We start from the raw sequence: 18,419 nt of genomic DNA on the forward strand, positions 1-18,419 counted from the left end.
TCAGCCCGCCTCGGCCGGCGCGACGTCGTCGCCCGGCACCTCGGCGACGAGCTCGGGGACCCAGCCGTCGCCCTCGGCCACGAGCTTCACCTGGTACATCGGCTGGACGAGCGCGTGGTCCGACGCGCGGACCGTCGTCGTGCCCTTGGGGCCGTCGAAGCTCCAGCCCTCGAGCGCGTCGACCATGGCGTCGACGTCGTCGCCGCCCTCGGCGATCGCGTGGACGATCATCTGCGCGGCGACGAAGCCGTCGGGCGTGAAGAGGTCGGCCTGCTTCCCGGCCTCCTCGACGGACGCGAGCATCGCGGCCTCGACCTCGGTGCCCGCGGCGCCGGGGAAGTAGTGGTTGAGGAAGTCGACCTTGCTCGCCGCGGCGCCGTACGCGCCGTAGGTCGCGACGTCGCCGAGCCCGGTGACGACCGTGGTCGCGTCGAGGACGCCCTGCTGGTCGAGGCCCTGCCACATCGCGCCCGACGTCGCCCCGGCCCACGCGACGAACACGAGGTCGGGCGCGGCGTCGACGATCTGGTGCGCGAACGGCGTGAATTCCGTCGCGTCCTCCGGCACGAGCACGCTCGTCACCTCGGCGCCCTGCGCGCCGAGGACGGCCTCGACCGCGGCGAGGTTGCCCTGGCCGAACGCGTTGTCCTGGGCGAACACGACGACCTTCGCACCGTCCGGGTCCACGAACGTGCCGGCGGTCGCCACGTCCTGGAGCGACTGGCGCCCCGAGCGGAACGTGTAGTCGTTGATGCCCGTGAGCGCGTCGACCGCGGCGGGCCCGGAGATGTAGAGCACCTTGTTCTGCTCGGCCTGCTCGGCGAGCTTGAGCGCCACGCCGGACACGACCGTGCCGCCGAGGATCTGGTAGCCCTTGCCGATGAGGTCCTTGGCCTGCCCGACCGCCTTGTCGGGGTCGCCGCCGTCGTCGTGGAACGTCACGTTCACCGGGCGGCCGTCAACCTCGCCCGTGCCGTCGGTCGCGTAGTCGAGACCGGCCTGGAAGCCCTCGTAGTAGGCCTCGCCGTAGGCCGCGAGCGGCCCGGTCTTGGAGTAGATGATGCCGACGTCGACCGGGTCGGCGCTCGTGCTGCTCTCGCCTCCGGTGCTGCCGCCGCCGCTCGCGTCGGTCGGCGCGCAGGCGGCGAGCGCGAGGCTCGCGGCCGCGAGCGCGGCGACGGCGAGCGCCGACCGCTGGGACTTCTTCGTCCGCATGACTTCGCCCTTCGTTGGGTGGTCCTGAGGGGGAGCGCCGCTCGAACATGAGAGGCGATTCAGGTTGCGGGAATCATGGATCCCCGGGCGGCGCGGTGTCAACCCGCGTCGGGCGGGACAGTCGCGCGCGGTGCTGCGAGCCCGTCGGGGGGGTGCTCTGATATTGACAGGTGATTCAGGTCACACGTAACGTCCGGCTCGCCCGGGTCCGGCGCGCGACGGTGCGCGCCACGGTGCGCGAAGCGCCGACGGCGACCCGACCTCGACGTGGAGGTTCAGATGGTCAGGCACTCCCTCAGACAGCGCGTCCGCGCCCGCCGGAGCGCCGTCGCGCTCGCCCTCGGCGCGGCGCTCGCGGTCGTGCTCGCCCCGCTCGTCACCGCACCGGCCACGGCCGCCGGGTCGTGGTCCCAGCGCACCGCCGGCGGGATGACGGTCGAGCTCTACCGGCCGTCGACGGCGCCCGCGCTCCCCGGCGGTCGGGCGCTCATGGTCTCCCTGCACGGGTGCGTCCAGACGTCGCAGGTGCTCAAGAACGGCGGCAACTGGACCGCGACCGCCGACGAGCACGGCATGGTCGTCGCGGTCCCCGCCGCGCCGAACGGCGGCGTCCTGCTCGGCTGCTGGGACTACTACGACACCAACCACAGCCGCACGAACCCCGCGCGGCACGACGACAACCTGCTCGACCTCGTCTCGACCCTGCTCGCGGACGCCTCGCTCGGCATCGACCCGGACCAGGTCTACGTGAGCGGCCTGTCGTCCGGCGGCGGCCAGGCGATGGTCATGGGCTGCCTCGCGCCCGACGTGTTCGCGGGCGTGGGGATCGCGGCAGGGCCGACGGTCGGGACGACGTCGGGCCAGATCGGGAGCGTCGCGACGACGCTCGCGCAGGCGCGCTCGACGTGCCGGACCTTCGCGGGGACGCACGCGGCGGACTTCGGCTCGCAGGTGACGTCCGTCGTCTTCGGCAGCGCCGACACGACGGTCGCGACCGGGTACGGGACGCTCAACGCCCAGGTCATGGCCGACCTCTACGGGGCCGGGACCACGTCGTCGTTCTCGCTCGCCGGGCTCGCGGGCACGAACCGCGCGGGCACCGGGACGCTCTGGTCCGACGCCGCCGGCCCACGCGTCTCGCTGGTCCAGAACACCGGGCTCGCGCACGCGTGGCCCGCGGGCGGCGGCCCCGGAGGGTCCTACGTGTCGACGAACAGCATCGACTACCCGGCCTACCTCACCGACTTCCTGTTCGCGAGCAACCGGCGCGTCGACCGCGACCCGGGCCCGGGCCCCGACCCGGACGTCACGGCGCCGACGGTCGCGATCACCGCGCCCTCCGCGGGCGCCGCCGTCTCGGGGACGGTCCGCGTGGGGGTCGCGGCGTCCGACGACCGCGCGGTCGACCGCGTCGAGCTGAGCGTCGACGGCGCGGCGCTCGCGACGCTGCGCACCGCCCCGTACGGGTTCGACTGGGACACGACGGCGCTCGCGGCCGGCTCCCACGTGCTCACGGCCCGCGCGGTCGACACGGCGGGGAACGCGTCGACCGCGCAGGTCACGGTGACGGTGCAGGCGCCGACCGGGCCGTGGTGCGGCACCGCGACGAACGCGCAGCACCGGGCCGCGGGGCGCGCGATCTCCTACGGCGTGAACCCCTACAACCCGTACTACGCGGTCGGCTCGCTCGCGTACCTCGGGCAGGGAGACGCGACGGTCACGACGCTGCGCGAGGCCGCGCCCGGCCGGTTCGAGGTCGCCGCCGCCTGCTGAGCAGGGCGGGCCCGCTCGGGCTAGTGCTCCAGGCGGTCCTTCGGGTCACCGATGAAGTCGGTGACGTCGTCCGGGAGGTCGTCGCGGTTCATGTCGTTCGAGCGGGCCCGGCGGGCGTCCCAGCGCAGCGCGAGCGCGGCCAGCACCGCGGCGATCGTGGACGCCGCGAGGATCGCGATCTTCGCGCCGTCGGTGTGCTCGGCGTCGGGGAACGACAGCTCCGCGATGAGGAGCGAGACGGTGAAGCCGATGCCCGCGAGGAACCCGACGGGCAGGAGGTCGCGCACCCCGATGCCGGCCGCGAGCCGCAGCGGCGTGAAGCGCGTGACGAGCGCCGTGACCCCGAGCACGCCCACGAGCTTGCCGACGACGAGGCCGAGGACGATGGCGAGCACGACGGGCTGCGTCAGCACCTCCCCGACGGGCGTCTCGCCGCCCACGATCGAGACGCCGGCCGCGAAGAACGCGAAGACCGGCAGCGCGACGCCCTGCGAGAGCGGGCGCACCGTGTGCTCGAAGCGCTGCGTGCGCGACTCGCGCTCCCCGTGCACCGCGAGCGCCGGGACGGTGAAGCCGAGCAGGACGCCGGCGATCGTGGCGTGGACGCCCGACTCGTGCATGAACGCCCAGGCGACCACCGCGACGGGCAGCAGGAGCCACCAGCGGGTGCGGCGAGCGCGCACGAGGACGGCGTAGAGCGCGACGGCGAGCAGCGCGAGCCCGAGGTAGCCCCACCGCAGCTCCGCCGTGTAGAAGATCGCGATGACGACGATCGCGAGCAGGTCGTCGACGACCGCGAGCGTGAGCAGGAACGTACGGATCGCGACGGGGAGCCCACGGCCGAAGACGGCGAGCACGCCGAGCGCGAACGCGATGTCCGTCGCCGTGGGGATCGCCCACCCGTGCAGCGCGCCCGGGTCGCCCGTGGTCAGCAGGACGGCGACGAAGATCAGGGCCGGCACCGTCATGCCGCCCATCGCCGCGAGCACCGGGACGCCCGCCTGCCTCGGGTTGCGCAGGCTGCCCGCGACGAACTCCTGCTTGAGCTCGACGCCGACGACGAAGAAGAAGATCGCGAGCAGGCCGTCGGCCGCCCACGTCGACAGCGTCAGGTCGAGGTGCAGCGGGGAGGACGGGCCGACGACGGTGCTCGACAGCGTCAGGTAGGACTCGCGCCAGGGCGAGTTGGCCCAGACCAGCGCGAGCAGCGCCGCGCCGATGAGCAGGGCGCCGCCCGTCGTCTCGCGCCCGACCCAGCGGCGCAGGCGTGCACCGGGGGAGGGGCGGTCGGTCGGCGGGGTGGCCGAGGGGCCGGAGGGCAGGGCGGCGTGGGTCATCGTGCTCCCGGGGTCGCTGTCGTGTCGCACGGCCGCGTCGCGGACCGTGGCCGACCAGACTTCCCGGCACACCGCCCACGATCCTACGGGGCTGCGCACCCCTCGCGGTCGACGTGTCCGGCTCGCGGTCCAGTCTCCTGGCGCTCGTCCCGCCGCGCGCGTCAGGGCGGGGTGTCCTCGGCGAGCGCGAGGAGGCGCGTCGTCGTTCTCCAGTTCCGGCCCGTCAGCGGGGTCCCGGCCGCCTTCGCGAGGACGGCCGCCGTCAGCCTCGACCGACCGACGCCGTCGGGGTAGGCGACGTAGAGGACGCCGTTCGCGACGACGGCGCGCTCGGTCGTCAGGCGCGGCCCGAGCGCGGCGGCGGCGTCCGGGTCGACGGGCTCCTCGCCCACGTGGACCAGCAGCCCGGCCGGGCGGTCGGCGGCGTCGTCGGGCAGCGGGTTCCCGCGCACGATCTTCCGGAGGCGCTCGGTCGTGAGCACGGCCACGGCGGCGTCGACGCCGAACCGCTCGGCGACGCCGTCGTGCAGGAGGCCCGCGACGTCCGCGGGCGACGACGCGCCGGACGACCCCGGCCCGACGACGAGGTTCCCGCTGTTCACGACCGTGCGGGCGTGCGCGAGCCCCAGCTCGCCCGCGAGGTCCCGCAGCGCGGTCGACGGGACCTTCCGCCCGCCCACGTTCACGGCGAACAGCAGGCAGGCGTACACCGTCACGACGACGTCCCCGGGCGACGGTGGGACCACGGCGCGGCCTCCTCGAGGCGCGCCGCGAGGGTCAGCAGCAGGGCGTCGTCGCCGTGGTCCGCACCGAGCATGACCCCGACGGGGACGGTCGCGGACGACCCGTCGGGGTCGGCGACGCGCGCCTCGCCGAGCGGGAGGGAGACCGCGGGCCGCCCCGTGAGGTTCCAGACGCTCGTCCAGGGCGTGAACGCCGTCTGCGCGGCGAAGTCGGCGGCCGGGTCGTCGTCGGCGCGCTGGCTGCCGACGAGCGCGGGCGGCTGCGCGAGCGTGGGGGAGAGCACGACGTCGACGCCCGACCGCGCGGCGGCGACCTCGCGGGTGAGCTGCTGCACGCCCGCGAGCGCCGTCGCGTACGCGAGCCCGCTCACCGCGCGCCCGCGCTCGCGCAGCCACCGCGTGAGCGGCACGAGCAGGTGCTCGCGCTCCGGCGGGACGGGCGCCTGGAGCGCCCCGACGGACCACAGCGCCGCGAACGCGTCCCAGCGCTCGGCCCCGAACGGGGGCGGGATCTCGACGACGTCGTGCCCGAGCCGGACGAGGAGCTCCGCCGCCGCGCGGGCCGCGTCGGCGCACGCCGGGTGCACGGGGGCGTCGGCGGCGATCACGGGCTCCAGCAGCAGCCCGACGCGGAGCCGTCGCCCGTCCGCCGCGGCGCCGAGCCGCGCGGTGAAGGTGTCGCCGGGCCAGGGGCGCGCGAGCACGTCGAGGAACGCGGCGGTGTCGCGGACCGACCGGGTGAGGACGCCGTGCGTCGCGAGCCCCGCGCCGTCGACCCCGTACGGGCCCGGGCTCACGAGCCCGCGCGACGGCTTGAGGCCGACGAGCCCGCACGCGCTCGCGGGGATGCGCAGCGAGCCGCCGCCGTCGCTCCCGTGCGCGACGGGGACGACGCGCGCCGCGACCGCGGCGGCCGCGCCCCCGCTCGACCCGCCCGCGGACCGCGCGAGGTCCCACGGGGTGCGGGCGGTCGGGCCGACGTCGGGCTCCGTGTAGCAGGGGAGGCCGAGCTCCGGGGTCGAGGTCTTGCCGACCATCACCGTGCCGGCGCGCCGCAGGAGCGTCACGACGCCGTCGTCGTACGGGGCGGGGAACGGGTCGATCGCGGCCGAGCCCGCGCGCATCGGCACGCCCTCGACCATCGTGAGGTCCTTGACGGGGCAGGGGACGCCGAGGAACGGCGGGAGGGCGTCGTGGGGACCGGCCCGGCCGTCGCGCCGCGCCGCCACGAGCGCGTCCTGCGCGGCGAGGGCCTGCGTGCGCGCGAGGTCCGGGGTGAGCACGGTGAAGGCGCCGACGGCGGCACCGACCCCGGCGGCGGCGTCGAGCGTCGCGTCGAGGACCTCGACGGGGGAGACGTCGCCGGCGCGCAGGGCGCCGGCGAGCGCGGTCGCGTCGAGGTCGAGGAGCTCGGGGGCGCTCATGGCTCGCGAACCTACGCGCGCCGTCGCGCCCGCGCGACCCCGCCGCGCGATCCCGCCACGCGACCCGCCCGCGCGTCCCCCGCGGGCGTGACCTCGACGACGCCGCGCGCACCGCGGCCTCGGCGGTCGACACCGGCCGGGGCACGGGCGTATATTCCAACCGGAATATTCCAGCCGGGCCCGAGCTCCCCACCCGCCGGCCGGCCACCCCTCCACCCCGTCCCGGAGATTGCCGTGACCTCCCCGCGCCTCAGCCCCACGGCGACCCTCGTGCTCGCCGTGCTGCTCGAGCAGCCCATGCACCCGTACGAGATGCTCGTGCGCCTGCGCAAGCGGCGCGACGACCGCCTCGTGCGGCTCAACCCCGGCGCCGTCTACCACGCGGTGGACCGCCTCGAGCGGGACGGCCTCGTCGAGCGCGCGGGCGTCGACCGGGACGGCAACCGGCCCGAGCGGACGCTCTACGCCATCACCCCGGCCGGCGTCGCCGCGCACGACGCCCGCACGCGCGACCTCGTCCGCGAGACGCCGCGCGAGTACCCCGCCTTCCCGGTCGGGCTCGCGCTCGTGCACGACCTCCCGCGCGAGGACGCCCTCGCGCTGCTCCGCGAGCGTCGCGCGGCGCTCGCGGCCGCGATCGACGGGGTGCGCGAGCGCCTCGACGACGTGGTCGCGCGCGGCCTGCCCCGCCGCTACCTGCTCGACGCCCACTTCGAGCTCCACCAGACCCAGGCCGAGATCGCCTGGCTCGACGCGACCGTCGCGGACGTCACGTCCGGCGCGCTGAGCTGGACCGAGGAGCCCGGGCCCGCGTTCCGCCTCTCCCGCACGACCTCACCTCAGGAGTCCTCGTGACCACTCCCGCCCCGGGCACCGGCCCGGCCCCGGCACCCGCCGAGGCCGGCTCGCGCGTCGTGCCCCTCGTCGACCTCCACGGCCGCAGCGCCTGGAGCATCCTGCCGCCGCTCATCCTCGGCTTCTTCATGATCATGGTCGACACCACGATCGTGAACATCGCGGTCCCCACGCTCCAGCGCGAGCTCGACGCGTCGCTGGTCGCGGTCGGCTGGGTGAACAGCGCCTACCTGCTCTCGTACGCGGTGCTGCTTCTGCTCGCGGGTCGCCTGGGCGACCGGTACGGGCCCAAGCCGGTGTTCGTCGTCGGCCTGGCGGTGTTCACGCTCGCGTCCGCGTGGTGCGGGCTGTCGGGCTCGATCGGGATGCTCATCGCCGCCCGCGTGGTCCAGGGCGTCGGCGCGGCGCTCATGACGCCGCAGACGATGGCCATGATCACGCGCGTGTTCCCGCCGCGGCAGCGCGGCGCGGCCATGGGGCTGTGGGGCGCGACGGCGGGCGTCGCGACGATCGCCGGCCCGCTGCTCGGCGGGCTGTTCGTCGAGTCGTGGGGCTGGGAGTGGATCTTCTTCGTCAACGTCCCGGTCGGGGTCGTCGCGCTCTGGCTCGCCCTGGTGCGGCTCCCGCGGCTCGCGACGAACAAGCGCTCGTTCGACGTGGTCGGCGTCGTGCTGTCCGTCGTCGGGCTCTTCGCGGTCGTCTTCGGGCTCCAGGAGGGCCAGACGTACGACTGGGGCACGATCACCGGGCCGGTCACGGTGTGGGGCGTGATCGGCGTCGGCCTGCTCGTGCTGGCCGCGTTCGTGCTGTGGCAGCGCCGGCTCGGCGACGACGCGCTGCTGCCGCTGCGGCTCTTCCGCTCGCGCAACTTCTCGCTCGCGAACGTCGCAGGCATGTCCGTGTCGTTCGCGATGATCGGCATCTTCTTCCCGCTGACGATCTTCCTCCAGTCGACCCTCGGCCTGTCGCCGCTGCACGCCGCGCTGGTCAACCTGCCGGGCTCGCTCGTGTCGGGGATCGTCGCGCCGCTCGCCGGCCGCCTGTCCGATCGCGTGCCCGCGAAGTGGGTCGTCGCGACGGGGTTCGGCGTCCTCGCGGTCGCGATCGGCTGGCTCGCGGCGGTCGTCGGGCCGGGCGTGTCGGTGGTGACGATCGTGCTCCCCATGACGCTGTTCGGCATCGGCACCGGGTGCGTCTTCTCGCCGCTCGCGAACCTCGCGACGTCGGGCCTCGACCACCGCACCGCCGGGGCGGGCGCGGGCGCCTTCAACACGACGCGCCAGGTGGGCGGCGTGATCGGGTCGGCGGCGATCGTCGCGACGCTCACCGCGCGCCTCGCGGTGACCCTCCCCGCGGCCGCGCGGGACGCGGCCGCGTCCCTGCCCGAGCAGTTCCGCCAGCAGTTCGTCGACGGGTTCGCGAACGCGGGTTCGCTCCAGGGGGGCCAGGGCGGGTCGTTCGACCTCCCGCCGGGGGTGCCCGACGACGTCGCGCGCCAGGTCACGGACGCCGCGACCACCGCGTTCCACCAGGGCTTCGCGACCGCCGTCGGGCAGACGCTCGCGGTCACGGCCGTGGTGCTCGTGCTCGGGTTCGTCGCCGCGATCGCGATGGCGCCGAAGCACGTCGAGCACTGACCTGTCCGGGATCGACCCGACCGTCACGACGCCGGCCCCCGGAGGGCCGGTCTCGGACGCTCGGGTCGATCTCGCGCGGCCCGCGGGTGCGGCCTCCGCGTGAACGGGGGGTTAAACCTCGCGCGGAGGCGTGTCGGGGGTGGTGACCCGAATCACACGGGCGTAGTTTCGAGGAGACGGGCGGCACCTTCGCCGTCCTCCGGGAGGCCAGCCGATGGGGTTCACGCTCCGCTCAGGAGGGCCGGCACCGGCGCTGCTGAGCCGTGGCACCCACGGCCCGACGGCCGGTCGCCCGCCTCGCCCAGAGAGAGAACGGCGCGCGTGCGCCGGAGGGGAGCCCTCGTGGTCCATTCCTCACCCACCCCCGGTACCTCACCCACACCGCAGGACGACGCACCGGACGGCGCGCGCCGCACGTTCGTCGTCGACACGTCGGTCCTGCTGAGCGACCCGCGCGCCATCGGGCGGTTCGCCGAGCACGACGTGGTCCTCCCGGTCGTCGTCATCACCGAGCTGGAGGCCAAGCGCCACCACGCCGAGCTCGGGTACTTCGCGCGCAGCGCGCTGCGCATGCTCGACGACCTGCGGGTCAAGCACGGCCGGCTCGACGCCCCGATCCCCGTCGGCGACGTCGGCGGGACGCTGCGCGTGGAGCTCAACCACACCGACCCGGGCGTGCTGCCGGCCGGGTTCCGGCTGGGGGACAACGACACCCGGATCCTCTCCGTCGCGGCGAACCTCGCGGCCGAGGGCCACGACGTCACGGTCGTGTCGAAGGACCTGCCGATGCGGGTCAAGGCGTCGGCCGTGGGCCTGCGGGCCGAGGAGTACCGGCACGAGCTCGCCGTCAACTCGGGCTGGACCGGCATGGGCGAGATCTCGTTCACCGACGCGGAGGCGGCGGCGCTCTGGGAGCACGAGTCGGTCGAGCTCACCAGTCTGGACCCGGCGGTCGTCGAGGCGGCCGGCCCGCTGCACTGCCACACGGGTCTCGTCGTGCACTCGCCGCGCGGGTCCGCCCTCGGGCGCGTCACCGCGGACAAGCACGTGCAGCTCGTGCGCGGCGACCGCGAGGTGTTCGGGCTGCACGGGCGCTCCGCGGAGCAGCGCGTCGCGATCGACCTGCTGCTCGACGAGAGCGTGGGGATCGTCTCGCTCGGCGGGCGGGCCGGGACCGGCAAGTCGGCCCTCGCGCTGTGCGCCGGGCTGGAGGCCGTCATGGAGCGCCGGCAGCACCGCAAGGTCATGGTGTTCCGGCCGCTCTACGCCGTCGGGGGCCAGGAGCTCGGCTACCTGCCCGGCTCCGAGGCCGAGAAGATGAACCCGTGGGCGCAGGCCGTCTACGACACCCTCGGGGCGCTCGTCTCGCCGCAGGTGCTCGACGAGGTCATCGACCGCGAGATGCTCGAGGTGCTCCCGCTCACGCACATCCGCGGGCGCTCGCTGCACGACGCGTTCGTCATCGTCGACGAGGCGCAGTCGCTCGAGCGCAACGTCCTGCTCACGGTGCTGTCCCGCATCGGGCAGTCGTCGCGCGTCGTCCTCACGCACGACGTCGCGCAGCGCGACAACCTGCGCGTGGGCCGGCACGACGGCGTCGCCGCGGTCATCGAGGCGCTCAAGGGCCACCCGCTGTTCGCGCACGTCACGCTCACGCGCTCCGAGCGGTCGCCCGTGGCGGCGCTCGTCACGGAGATGCTGGAGTCGATAGAGGTCTGACCTGCCGCCGAGGTAGAGGCCTGGTCATGACCAGGCCTCTACCTCGCGGTGCCAGGCCTCTACCTCGGCGGACCGGGGGTCTCGCTCGCGCGGCGGCGGGTCCGCGGGTGGACGAGGACCACCGCGAGGACGCCGACGACGGCGCCCAGGACCGTGTCGAGCGCGCGGTCGAGCGCGAGCGCCGACGGGACGGCGGGGTGCGCGAGCGAGGTCATGAGCAGCGCCATGGGCGTGATGGTGAGCATCGCGAGCCCGTAGTGGCGCCCCACGATCGTCTCGGTGGCGGTCTGGAGCACGACGACGACGGCGGCCGTCCCCCAGAACCCGAGCGGCGCGGCGAGCAGCGGCCAGGCGAGGAGCGCGCCCGCGACCGTGCCGGCCCCGCGCTGCAGCGCCCGTACGACGGCGTGGCGCGCCGACTCGCCCTGGAGCACCGCGGTCGAGCCCATGGTCGCCCACGCCGCGTGCCCGAGGCCGGCGACGGCGGCGACCGCACCGGCGACGAGCCCGGCGACGCCGACGCGCACGGTCGGGAGCCGCCAGGGTCCTGCGACCCGGGACCGCGCCTGGGCGCGCAGTGTCGTGCGGACCGCCGGGCCGGTGTCCCCGCGCGGCACGCCGCTCGCGTCGAGCGCCTCCTCGACGGCGTCGAGCTCTGCGGCGAGCGCGGGGACGGCGGGCCGCGTCCGCCACCAGGAGGCGTCGTCCGCGAGGACGTCGCGCGCCCGGGCGACGGCACCCCGGGCAGCGTGCGCGGCGTGCCGCGCGGCCCCGGGTCGTTCGGCGGCGCGCACGGCGTCGGCGGCGCGGCGGACGGCGAGGCGCGCGGGCGCCGTCGGGCGGACGAGCACGCCGGCCGTGCACACGAGCCCCGCGAGGAGCGCGCCGAACGCGGCCGCGAGCGCGCGCGGGGCGACGTCGGCGAGCGTCGGCGCGCCCGCGAGGCCCGCGCCCGCGGCGAAGACGACGATCGTCGCGCCGGGCGGGCCCGTGCGGACGAGGAGGCAGAAGGCCGTGGCCCCGGCGGCGAGGAGCGCGACGGCGGCGGTCGTGACGAGCGCGGGCGTGCCCGCCGCGGCGAGGAGCGTGAAGGCCGCGATCGTGCCGGTCATGAGCGTGCCGACGGTCGAGAGGAGCGTGGCCCGACGCCGGTACGGGTCGTACCGGCCGTAGAGCGACGTGAGCGCGCCGAGCGACGCGAACGCCGCGAGGCCGGGGCGCCCGAGCAGGCCCGGGACGGCGATCGCGAGCGCGACCGCGGCGCCGCAGCGCAGCGCGGCGGCGACCGTCGCGTCGGCGGGGCTCACGCGCAGGGCGGCGCGGAGGTGGGCGGGGTCGAGGACGTCCTGGGCGGCGGCGCGCACGGGCGCGAGCGCCGGGCGGGCGGGGGAGGAGAGGGGCATCGACGGATCAGCCTAGCGGTGATTCCGATATGTTTCACCAGTGAAAGAGTGTGAGACGCGCCCTATCCTGGGTCCGTGGACTACGTCGACCGCGTGCGCGCGGAGTGGGCTGAGCAGCGGCCGGACCTCGACACCGCGACGTCGGCGGTCGGGGCGCGGCTGCGTCGCGTCGCGGCGCTGCTCGAGGCGGCGCTGGAGCGCTCCGCGGCACGGCACGACGTCTCGCGCGCGGAGTTCGACGTGCTCGCGGCGCTGCGCCGCGCCGGGCGACCGCTGCGCGCGGGCGAGGTCACGACGATGACCGGCGCCCCCGGCGCGTCGATCACCAAGCGCCTCGACCGGCTCGAGCGCGCCGGTCTCGTCGAGCGCACCGTCGCCGAGCGCGACCGGCGCGGCGTCCTCGTCGCGCTCACCGACGCCGGTACGACGCTCGTCGACGAGGTCTTCCCGCAGCAGCTCGACCGGGAGCGCGCGGCGCTCGTCGATCTCGACGAGGCCGAGCGCGCCGAGCTCGCGCGCCTGCTCGCCGTCGTGCTGCGCCGCCTCGACCCCGTCGACTACTGACGTCCTCCCGCACGACCCGGGGACGACGGAGGCCGGGCGGAGCGGGACGACCCGCTCCGCCCGGCCTCCGTGGACCCGGGTCGCGGACGCTCAGGCCTGCGGCGGGCGCGTCATCGACAGGACGTCGAGCGCCTCGTCGAGCTGCGCCTCGGTGACCTCGCCGCGCTCGACGAAGCCCAGGTCGATCACGGCCTGGCGGACGGTGAGGCCCTCCTTGACGGAGTGCTTCGCGACCTTCGCCGCCGCCTCGTAGCCGATGACGCGGTTGAGCGGCGTGACGATCGACGGCGACGACTCGGCCAGCGCGAGGGCGCGCTCGACGTTCGCCGTGATGCCCGCGACGGTCTTGTCCGCGAGGACGCGCGACGCGTTCGCGAGGAGGCGGATCGACTCGAGGACGCCCTGCGCGATGACGGGGATCTGCACGTTGAGCTCGAACGAGCCCGACGCGCCGGCCCACGCGACGGTCGCGTCGTTGCCGATCACGCGCGCGGCGACCATGAGCACGGCCTCGGGCACGACGGGGTTGACCTTGCCGGGCATGATCGAGCTGCCCGGCTGCAGGTCCGGGATGAAGATCTCGCCGAGGCCCGTGTTCGGGCCCGAGCCCATCCAGCGCAGGTCGTTGCAGATCTTGGTGAGCGAGACGGCGATCGTGCGCAGCGCGCCCGAGAGCTCGACGAGGCCGTCGCGCGAGGACTGCGCCTCGAAGTGGTCGCGCGCCTCCGTGAGGGGCAGACCCGTGTCCTCGACCAGCAGCGCGATGACGCGCTGGGGGAACCCGGCGGGCGTGTTGATGCCGGTGCCGACGGCGGTGCCGCCGAGCGGGACCTCCGCGGCGCGGGGGAGCGCCGACTCCAGGCGCTCGACGCCGTAGCGGATCGCGGCGGCGTACCCGCCGAACTCCTGGCCGAGCGTCACGGGCGTGGCGTCCATGAGGTGCGTGCGGCCCGACTTCACGACCGTCGCGAACTCGGCGGACTTCGCCTCGAGCGCCTCGGCGAGGTGGCCCAGCGCGGGCACCAGGTCGCGCACGACCCCGGCCGTCGCGGCGACGTGCACCGACGTGGGGAACACGTCGTTCGACGACTGCGACGCGTTGACGTGGTCGTTCGGGTGCACGTCGCGCCCGAGCGAGCGCGTCGCGAGCGTCGCGAGGACCTCGTTCGTGTTCATGTTCGACGACGTCCCGGACCCCGTCTGGTAGACGTCCACCGGGAAGTGCGCGTCGTGCGCGCCCGACGCGACCTCGTCGGCCGCGGCGACGATGGCGGCGGCGACGTCTTCGTCGAGCACGCCGAGCTCCGCGTTCGCGCGGGCCGCGGCCTTCTTCACGCGGGCGAGCGCCTCGATGTGGCCGCGCTCGAGCGGGGTGCCCGAGATGGGGAAGTTCTCCACCGCGCGCTGCGTCTGCGCGCGGTAGAGGGCCTGCGCGGGCACGCGCACCTCGCCCATGGTGTCGTGCTCGATGCGGTACTCGGTCGTCGGTGCGGCCGCGCCGGCGGCGGCGCCGGGAGCCTCGGGAGATGCAGTCATGGGGCCATCCTGCCGCACCGCGCGCCGGCGCCCGCAACCCGCGTGAGCGAGGTCACGCGGGCCGCGGGGAGGGTCGTGCGCGGGTCGGCGGGCGCCGCCCGGGGACGACCGCGCCGGGACCGCCGGGCCAGCCCCGGCCGTGGGGTCAGGCGTCGGCGCGGGGCTGCTCGCCGACGTCGCCCACGACGTCGACCAGGTGCGCGCGGCCCTCGGCGAAGTCGTACTCGACGCCGACGATCGCGCAGCGGCCCTCGGCGACGGCCGCGGCGAGGCCGGCCGAGTAGGAGTGCAGCATGTCGACCGTGTTGCGCACGTGCTCGCGGCGGAGCACGGCGGGGTCGAGGTTCTCCAGCGTGCCGTTCCCGGCGCCCGTGATCTTCGCCACGGAGGGGATGACGCGGTCGACGACGGCCCGGACGAACCCGTTCGCCTGCGCGCCCGTCCGCAGGGTCTCGACCGCCGCGCCCACGGCACCGCACGAGTCGTGCCCGAGCACCACGACGAGCGGCGCGGACAGCACCTCGACGCCGTACTCGATCGAGCCGAGCACCGTGGTGTCCACCACGTGCCCCGCCGTGCGGACGACGAACATGTCGCCCAGGCCCTGGTCGAAGATGATCTCCGCCGCGACGCGGGAGTCGGAGCAGCCGAACAGGACCGTGTGCGGGTGCTGCGCGGCCGACGTCTCGCGTCGTCGGTCCGCGCCCTGCGACGGGTGCAGCGGGGCGTCGGCGACGAAGCGGTCGTTCCCGGTCCGCAGCGTCGCCCACGCCTCGGCGGGGGTGAGCGAACGGACCGGCTGTGCGGGGGCGGGAGAGGTCATGGCTCCCATCATCGCGCAGGTCGGGGCGTGCTCCGCGTGCCCGTTCGCATGGCGGGCCGCGCCCGGGGGCGGTATCCATGGAGGGTGACACCCCCGGTACTCGGGGAAGCGCGACCGAGGGGAGCTGACGTGCGCCGACGCACCCGAGCGCTCGCCGTCCTGGTCGCCGCGGGGCTCGTGGCGCCGCTCGCCGCGTGCGGCCCGGGCGACGACGGGACGCCGGAGCTCACGTGGTACATCAACCCGGACAACGGGGGCCAGGCCGACATCGCGGCGGCCTGCACCGAGGCCGCCGGGGGCGCGTACCGCATCACGACCGAGCTGCTGCCGCGCGACGCCGCGTCGCAGCGCGAGCAGCTCGCCCGCCGCCTCGCGGCGAAGGACTCGTCGATCGACATCATGAGCCTCGACCCGGTGTTCATCGCCGAGTTCGCCGAGGCGGACTTCCTGGCGCCCGTGCCCGACGACGTCGCGCAGGCGACGACGCAGGACGTGGTGCAGGGCGCGATCGACGCCTCGACGTGGAAGGACGAGCTGGTCGCCATCCCGTTCTGGGCGAACACGCAGCTCCTCTGGTACCGCAAGTCCGTGGCCGAGGCCGCCGGGCTCGACATGTCGCAGCCCGTCACGTGGGAGCAGATCATGCAGGCGGCCCAGGACCAGGACAAGCTCCTGGCCGTCCAGGGCGCCAAGGCCGAGTCGCTCACGGTGTGGATCAACGCGCTCGTCGAGGGCGCGGGCGGCCACATCATCGACAACCCCGAGGCCCCGGCCGACGAGGTGAAGCTCGGTCTGGACACGGACGCGGGCAAGGCCGCCGCAGAGATCATCGGGGGCATCGGCACCTCGGGCGTCGGTGGGCCGGGCCTGCCGAGCGAGGACGAGCCGGCGTCGCTCACCAAGTTCCAGGGGGACCGCGGGTCGTTCATGGTGAACTGGCCGTTCGTCTGGTCGTCCACCCAGAGCGCCGTCGAGGCCGGGTCGCTCGACCAGGCGCTCCTCGACGACATCGGCTGGGCGCTGTACCCGCGCACGACGGAGGGCGAGGACGCCCGTCCGCCCTACGGCGGCATCTCGCTCGGCATCGGCGCGTTCGGCAAGCACACCGACCTCGCCTACGAGGCGGCCCAGTGCATCGTGAGCCCCGAGAACCAGGCCGAGTACTTCGTCACCAACGGCAACCCGGCCGCGAGCATCAAGGCCTACGACGACCCGGACGTCCAGAAGGCGTTCCCGATGTACGACGTCATCCGCGACTCGCTCGACCAGGCGGCGCCGCGGCCCCAGACGCCGTTCTACAACGAGGTCTCCACGGGCCTCCAGCAGACGTGGTACCCGCCCGCGTCGGTCGACCCCGACACGACGCCGCAGGAGTCCACCGAGTTCATCAGCGCCGTCCTGCGAGGGGAGCGACTCCTGTGAACGCCGGACCCCCGACCGAGCCCGCACCCCGCGGCCGGCACGCCACCACGCCGTCGACGGCGACCGACGACGCCCCGCCGCGCGGCGCGGCCGCTCCCCGGTCGGGGTCGCGCGGCGCGCCGGACGCCGCCGCCAAGGCCGCACGCAGCGACCGCTCGCGGGCCGAGGCCCGCCTCGGCTGGTACCTCGCCGGGCCGGCGTTCGTCGTCATGCTCGCCGTGACGCTGTACCCGATCCTCCAGGCCGTCTACGACTCGCTCTTCAACTACAAGCTCACCGCGCCGGACGACCGGTCGTTCGTCGGGCTCAACAACTACGTCGTGATCCTCACGGACTCCGTGTGGTGGCGGGACCTCGGGGTCACGCTCTTCATCACGGTCGTCACGGTCGTGATCGAGCTGATCCTGGGCTTCGCCCTCGCGCTCGTCATGCACCGCGCGATCAAGCGCCTGCGCGGGCTCCTGCGCACCGCGATCCTCGTGCCCTACGGCATCATCACGGTCGTCTCGGCGTTCGCGTGGTTCTACGCGTTCGACATCACGTCCGGGTACGTCAACCACTGGTTCGACTGGGTGCCGGGCGTCGGGCCCGACCTCAACTGGTTCGCGCAGCAGGGCACGAGCCTGTTCGTCATCATCGCGTCCGAGGTCTGGAAGACGACCCCGTTCATCTCGCTCCTGCTCCTCGCCGGCCTCGCGCAGGTGCCGGGCGACCTGGAGGAGGCCGCGAAGGTCGACGGCGCGACCGCGTGGCAGCGGTTCACCCGCGTCATCGTGCCGAACATGAAGGCCGCGATCATGGTGGCCGTCCTGTTCCGCGCGCTCGACGCGTTCCGCATCTTCGACAACGTCTTCATCATGACGAACGGCGCGAACGGCACCGAGGTGCTGTCGCTGCTGGCCTACCGCACGTCGATCGGCCAGCTCCAGATCGGCATGGGCTCGGCGATCTCGGTGCTGCTCTTCCTGTGCGTCGTGCTCATCTGCTTCATCGCGATCAAGCTCTTCAAGGTGGATCTCGCCGGCGCGAGGGGGGAGAAGTGATGGGCAGCGTCCTCAGCACCAAGGCCAAGATCTGGTGGGCCGTCATCACGGTCGTCGTGCTCGTCGGGGCGCTGTTCCCCGTGCTGTCGATCTTCATGACGAGCTTCAAGGGGCCTAGCGACATCAACTCCGGGACGTTCCTGCCGCCGCAGTGGAGCACCGCCAACTACGAGCAGATCCTCGCGTCCGGCGGGTCCGCGCAGGAGCTGTTCCTGTCCGCGCTGCGCAACTCGATCGGCATCTCGCTCATCGCGACGGTCATCGCCGTCGTGCTCGCCACGCTCTGCGCCTACGCGATCGCGCGCCTCGACTTCCCGGGCAAGCGCCTCATCCTCACCACGGCGCTCGGCGTGTCGATCTTCCCCGTCGTGTCGATCGTCACGCCGCTGTTCAACCTCTGGCGCAACATCGGCCTCTACGACACCTGGCTCGGCCTGATCATCCCGTACCTGTCGCTCACCCTCCCGATCTCCATCTGGACGCTCGCGGCGTTCTTCCGCCAGATCCCGTGGGAGCTCGAGCAGGCCGCGCAGGTCGACGGCGCGACGCCGTGGCAGGCGTTCCGCAAGGCGATCGTCCCGCTCGCCGCGCCGGGCGTGTTCACCACCGCGCTCATCGCGTTCTTCATCGCGTGGAACGACTTCGTCTACGGCATCTCGCTCACGTCGACGAGCGCGGCCCGACCGGTCCCGGCGGCGCTCGCGTTCTTCACCGGGGCGTCGTACTTCGAGGAGCCGACAGGCGCGATCTCCGCGGCCGCGGTCGTCGTGACCATCCCCGTGGTCATCCTCGTCGTGCTGTTCCAGCGCCAGATCGTCTCGGGCCTGACCCAGGGGGCGGTGAAGGGATGAGCACCGCGTCCCCGGCCCGCCCCGTCCACCACCGCACGCCCTCCCGGTCCGCCGGGCACCGTGCCGCACGCCGA

Annotated in this window: 15 protein-coding genes; 8 read left to right on the forward strand and 7 right to left on the reverse strand. The window is 74.6% G+C overall.

Annotated features, from left to right (window positions below; genetic code table 11):
- Positions 1–1,215 carry a substrate-binding domain-containing protein gene (locus tag ACPCUX_RS16135; protein WP_391514607.1) on the reverse strand — a complete coding sequence of 405 codons (1,215 nt, stop codon included), beginning with the start codon at positions 1,213–1,215 and terminating at the stop codon, positions 1–3.
- 279 nt (positions 1,216–1,494) lie between these two features.
- On the opposite strand from ACPCUX_RS16135, the gene ACPCUX_RS16140 reads away from it, so the two are divergent.
- Positions 1,495–2,988 carry a PHB depolymerase family esterase gene (locus ACPCUX_RS16140; protein ID WP_423389161.1) on the forward strand — a complete coding sequence of 498 codons (1,494 nt, stop codon included), beginning with the start codon at positions 1,495–1,497 and terminating at the stop codon, positions 2,986–2,988.
- Positions 2,989–3,008: 20 nt separating this feature from the next.
- Here the strand turns inward: ACPCUX_RS16140 and nhaA are convergent, their stop codons facing one another.
- From nhaA to ACPCUX_RS16155, 3 genes are all read right to left on the reverse strand, one after another.
- On the reverse strand, positions 3,009–4,325 hold the full coding sequence (gene nhaA, locus ACPCUX_RS16145; RefSeq protein ID WP_085388284.1) for a Na+/H+ antiporter NhaA: 1,317 nt from the start codon (positions 4,323–4,325) through the stop codon (positions 3,009–3,011).
- Positions 4,326–4,486: 161 nt separating this feature from the next.
- Positions 4,487–5,041 (reverse strand): DUF1697 domain-containing protein, encoded by a 555-nt coding sequence (locus ACPCUX_RS16150; RefSeq protein ID WP_423389162.1) that lies wholly within the window; start codon positions 5,039–5,041, stop codon positions 4,487–4,489.
- A complete protein-coding gene (locus tag ACPCUX_RS16155; protein WP_423389163.1) occupies positions 5,038–6,492 on the reverse strand; it encodes an amidase in 1,455 nt (484 codons plus the stop codon). The genes ACPCUX_RS16150 and ACPCUX_RS16155 overlap by 4 nt, the downstream gene beginning before the upstream one ends.
- A gap of 234 nt (positions 6,493–6,726) precedes the next feature.
- On the opposite strand from ACPCUX_RS16155, the gene ACPCUX_RS16160 reads away from it, so the two are divergent.
- The 3 genes from ACPCUX_RS16160 (at position 6,727) to ACPCUX_RS16170 (ending at position 10,703) form a co-directional block, all read left to right on the forward strand.
- Positions 6,727–7,347 carry a PadR family transcriptional regulator gene (locus ACPCUX_RS16160; RefSeq protein WP_423389164.1) on the forward strand — a complete coding sequence of 207 codons (621 nt, stop codon included), beginning with the start codon at positions 6,727–6,729 and terminating at the stop codon, positions 7,345–7,347.
- Positions 7,344–8,984, forward strand: a complete 1,641-nt coding sequence (locus tag ACPCUX_RS16165; protein WP_423389165.1) for a DHA2 family efflux MFS transporter permease subunit — start codon at positions 7,344–7,346, stop codon at positions 8,982–8,984. Before ACPCUX_RS16160 ends, ACPCUX_RS16165 begins: the two co-directional genes overlap by 4 nt.
- A 342-nt stretch (positions 8,985–9,326) precedes the next feature.
- Positions 9,327–10,703, forward strand: coding sequence for a PhoH family protein (locus ACPCUX_RS16170; protein WP_423389166.1), 1,377 nt, complete (start codon positions 9,327–9,329; stop codon positions 10,701–10,703).
- Between the two features lie 59 nt (positions 10,704–10,762).
- Here the strand turns inward: ACPCUX_RS16170 and ACPCUX_RS16175 are convergent, their stop codons facing one another.
- Complete coding sequence (locus ACPCUX_RS16175) at positions 10,763–12,106, reverse strand: FUSC family protein (RefSeq protein ID WP_423389167.1); 1,344 nt, start codon at positions 12,104–12,106, stop codon at positions 10,763–10,765.
- A 75-nt stretch (positions 12,107–12,181) separates the two neighbouring features.
- Here ACPCUX_RS16175 and ACPCUX_RS16180 point away from each other — a divergent pair, with 75 nt between their 5' ends.
- Positions 12,182–12,670: a MarR family winged helix-turn-helix transcriptional regulator gene (locus ACPCUX_RS16180; RefSeq protein WP_085388279.1), complete on the forward strand. Its 489-nt coding sequence runs from the start codon at positions 12,182–12,184 to the stop codon at positions 12,668–12,670.
- 90 nt (positions 12,671–12,760) lie between these two features.
- Here the strand turns inward: ACPCUX_RS16180 and ACPCUX_RS16185 are convergent, their stop codons facing one another.
- Both ACPCUX_RS16185 and ACPCUX_RS16190 read right to left on the reverse strand, forming a co-directional pair.
- Positions 12,761–14,206, reverse strand: a complete 1,446-nt coding sequence (locus tag ACPCUX_RS16185) for a class II fumarate hydratase (protein ID WP_085388278.1) — start codon at positions 14,204–14,206, stop codon at positions 12,761–12,763.
- A gap of 145 nt (positions 14,207–14,351) precedes the next feature.
- The gene (locus ACPCUX_RS16190; protein ID WP_043659766.1) at positions 14,352–15,029 is read right to left on the reverse strand and encodes a carbonic anhydrase; all 678 of its coding nucleotides are present in this window, start codon (positions 15,027–15,029) and stop codon (positions 14,352–14,354) included.
- A 129-nt stretch (positions 15,030–15,158) separates the two neighbouring features.
- Between ACPCUX_RS16190 and ACPCUX_RS16195 the strand changes: the two genes are divergently transcribed.
- From ACPCUX_RS16195 to ACPCUX_RS16205, 3 genes are read left to right on the forward strand one after another with little or no spacing between them, the layout of a single operon-like run.
- Complete coding sequence (locus ACPCUX_RS16195) at positions 15,159–16,451, forward strand: sugar ABC transporter substrate-binding protein (RefSeq protein WP_423389168.1); 1,293 nt, start codon at positions 15,159–15,161, stop codon at positions 16,449–16,451.
- Positions 16,448–17,494 carry a carbohydrate ABC transporter permease gene (locus ACPCUX_RS16200; RefSeq protein ID WP_085388276.1) on the forward strand — a complete coding sequence of 349 codons (1,047 nt, stop codon included), beginning with the start codon at positions 16,448–16,450 and terminating at the stop codon, positions 17,492–17,494. The genes ACPCUX_RS16195 and ACPCUX_RS16200 overlap by 4 nt, the downstream gene beginning before the upstream one ends.
- A complete protein-coding gene (locus ACPCUX_RS16205; protein ID WP_034651432.1) occupies positions 17,494–18,345 on the forward strand; it encodes a carbohydrate ABC transporter permease in 852 nt (283 codons plus the stop codon). Before ACPCUX_RS16200 ends, ACPCUX_RS16205 begins: the two co-directional genes overlap by 1 nt.
- Positions 18,346–18,419 lie beyond the last annotated feature (74 nt).

Source organism: Cellulosimicrobium sp. AB352, assembly GCF_049538415.1.
GTDB lineage: Bacteria > Actinomycetota > Actinomycetes > Actinomycetales > Cellulomonadaceae > Cellulosimicrobium > Cellulosimicrobium funkei.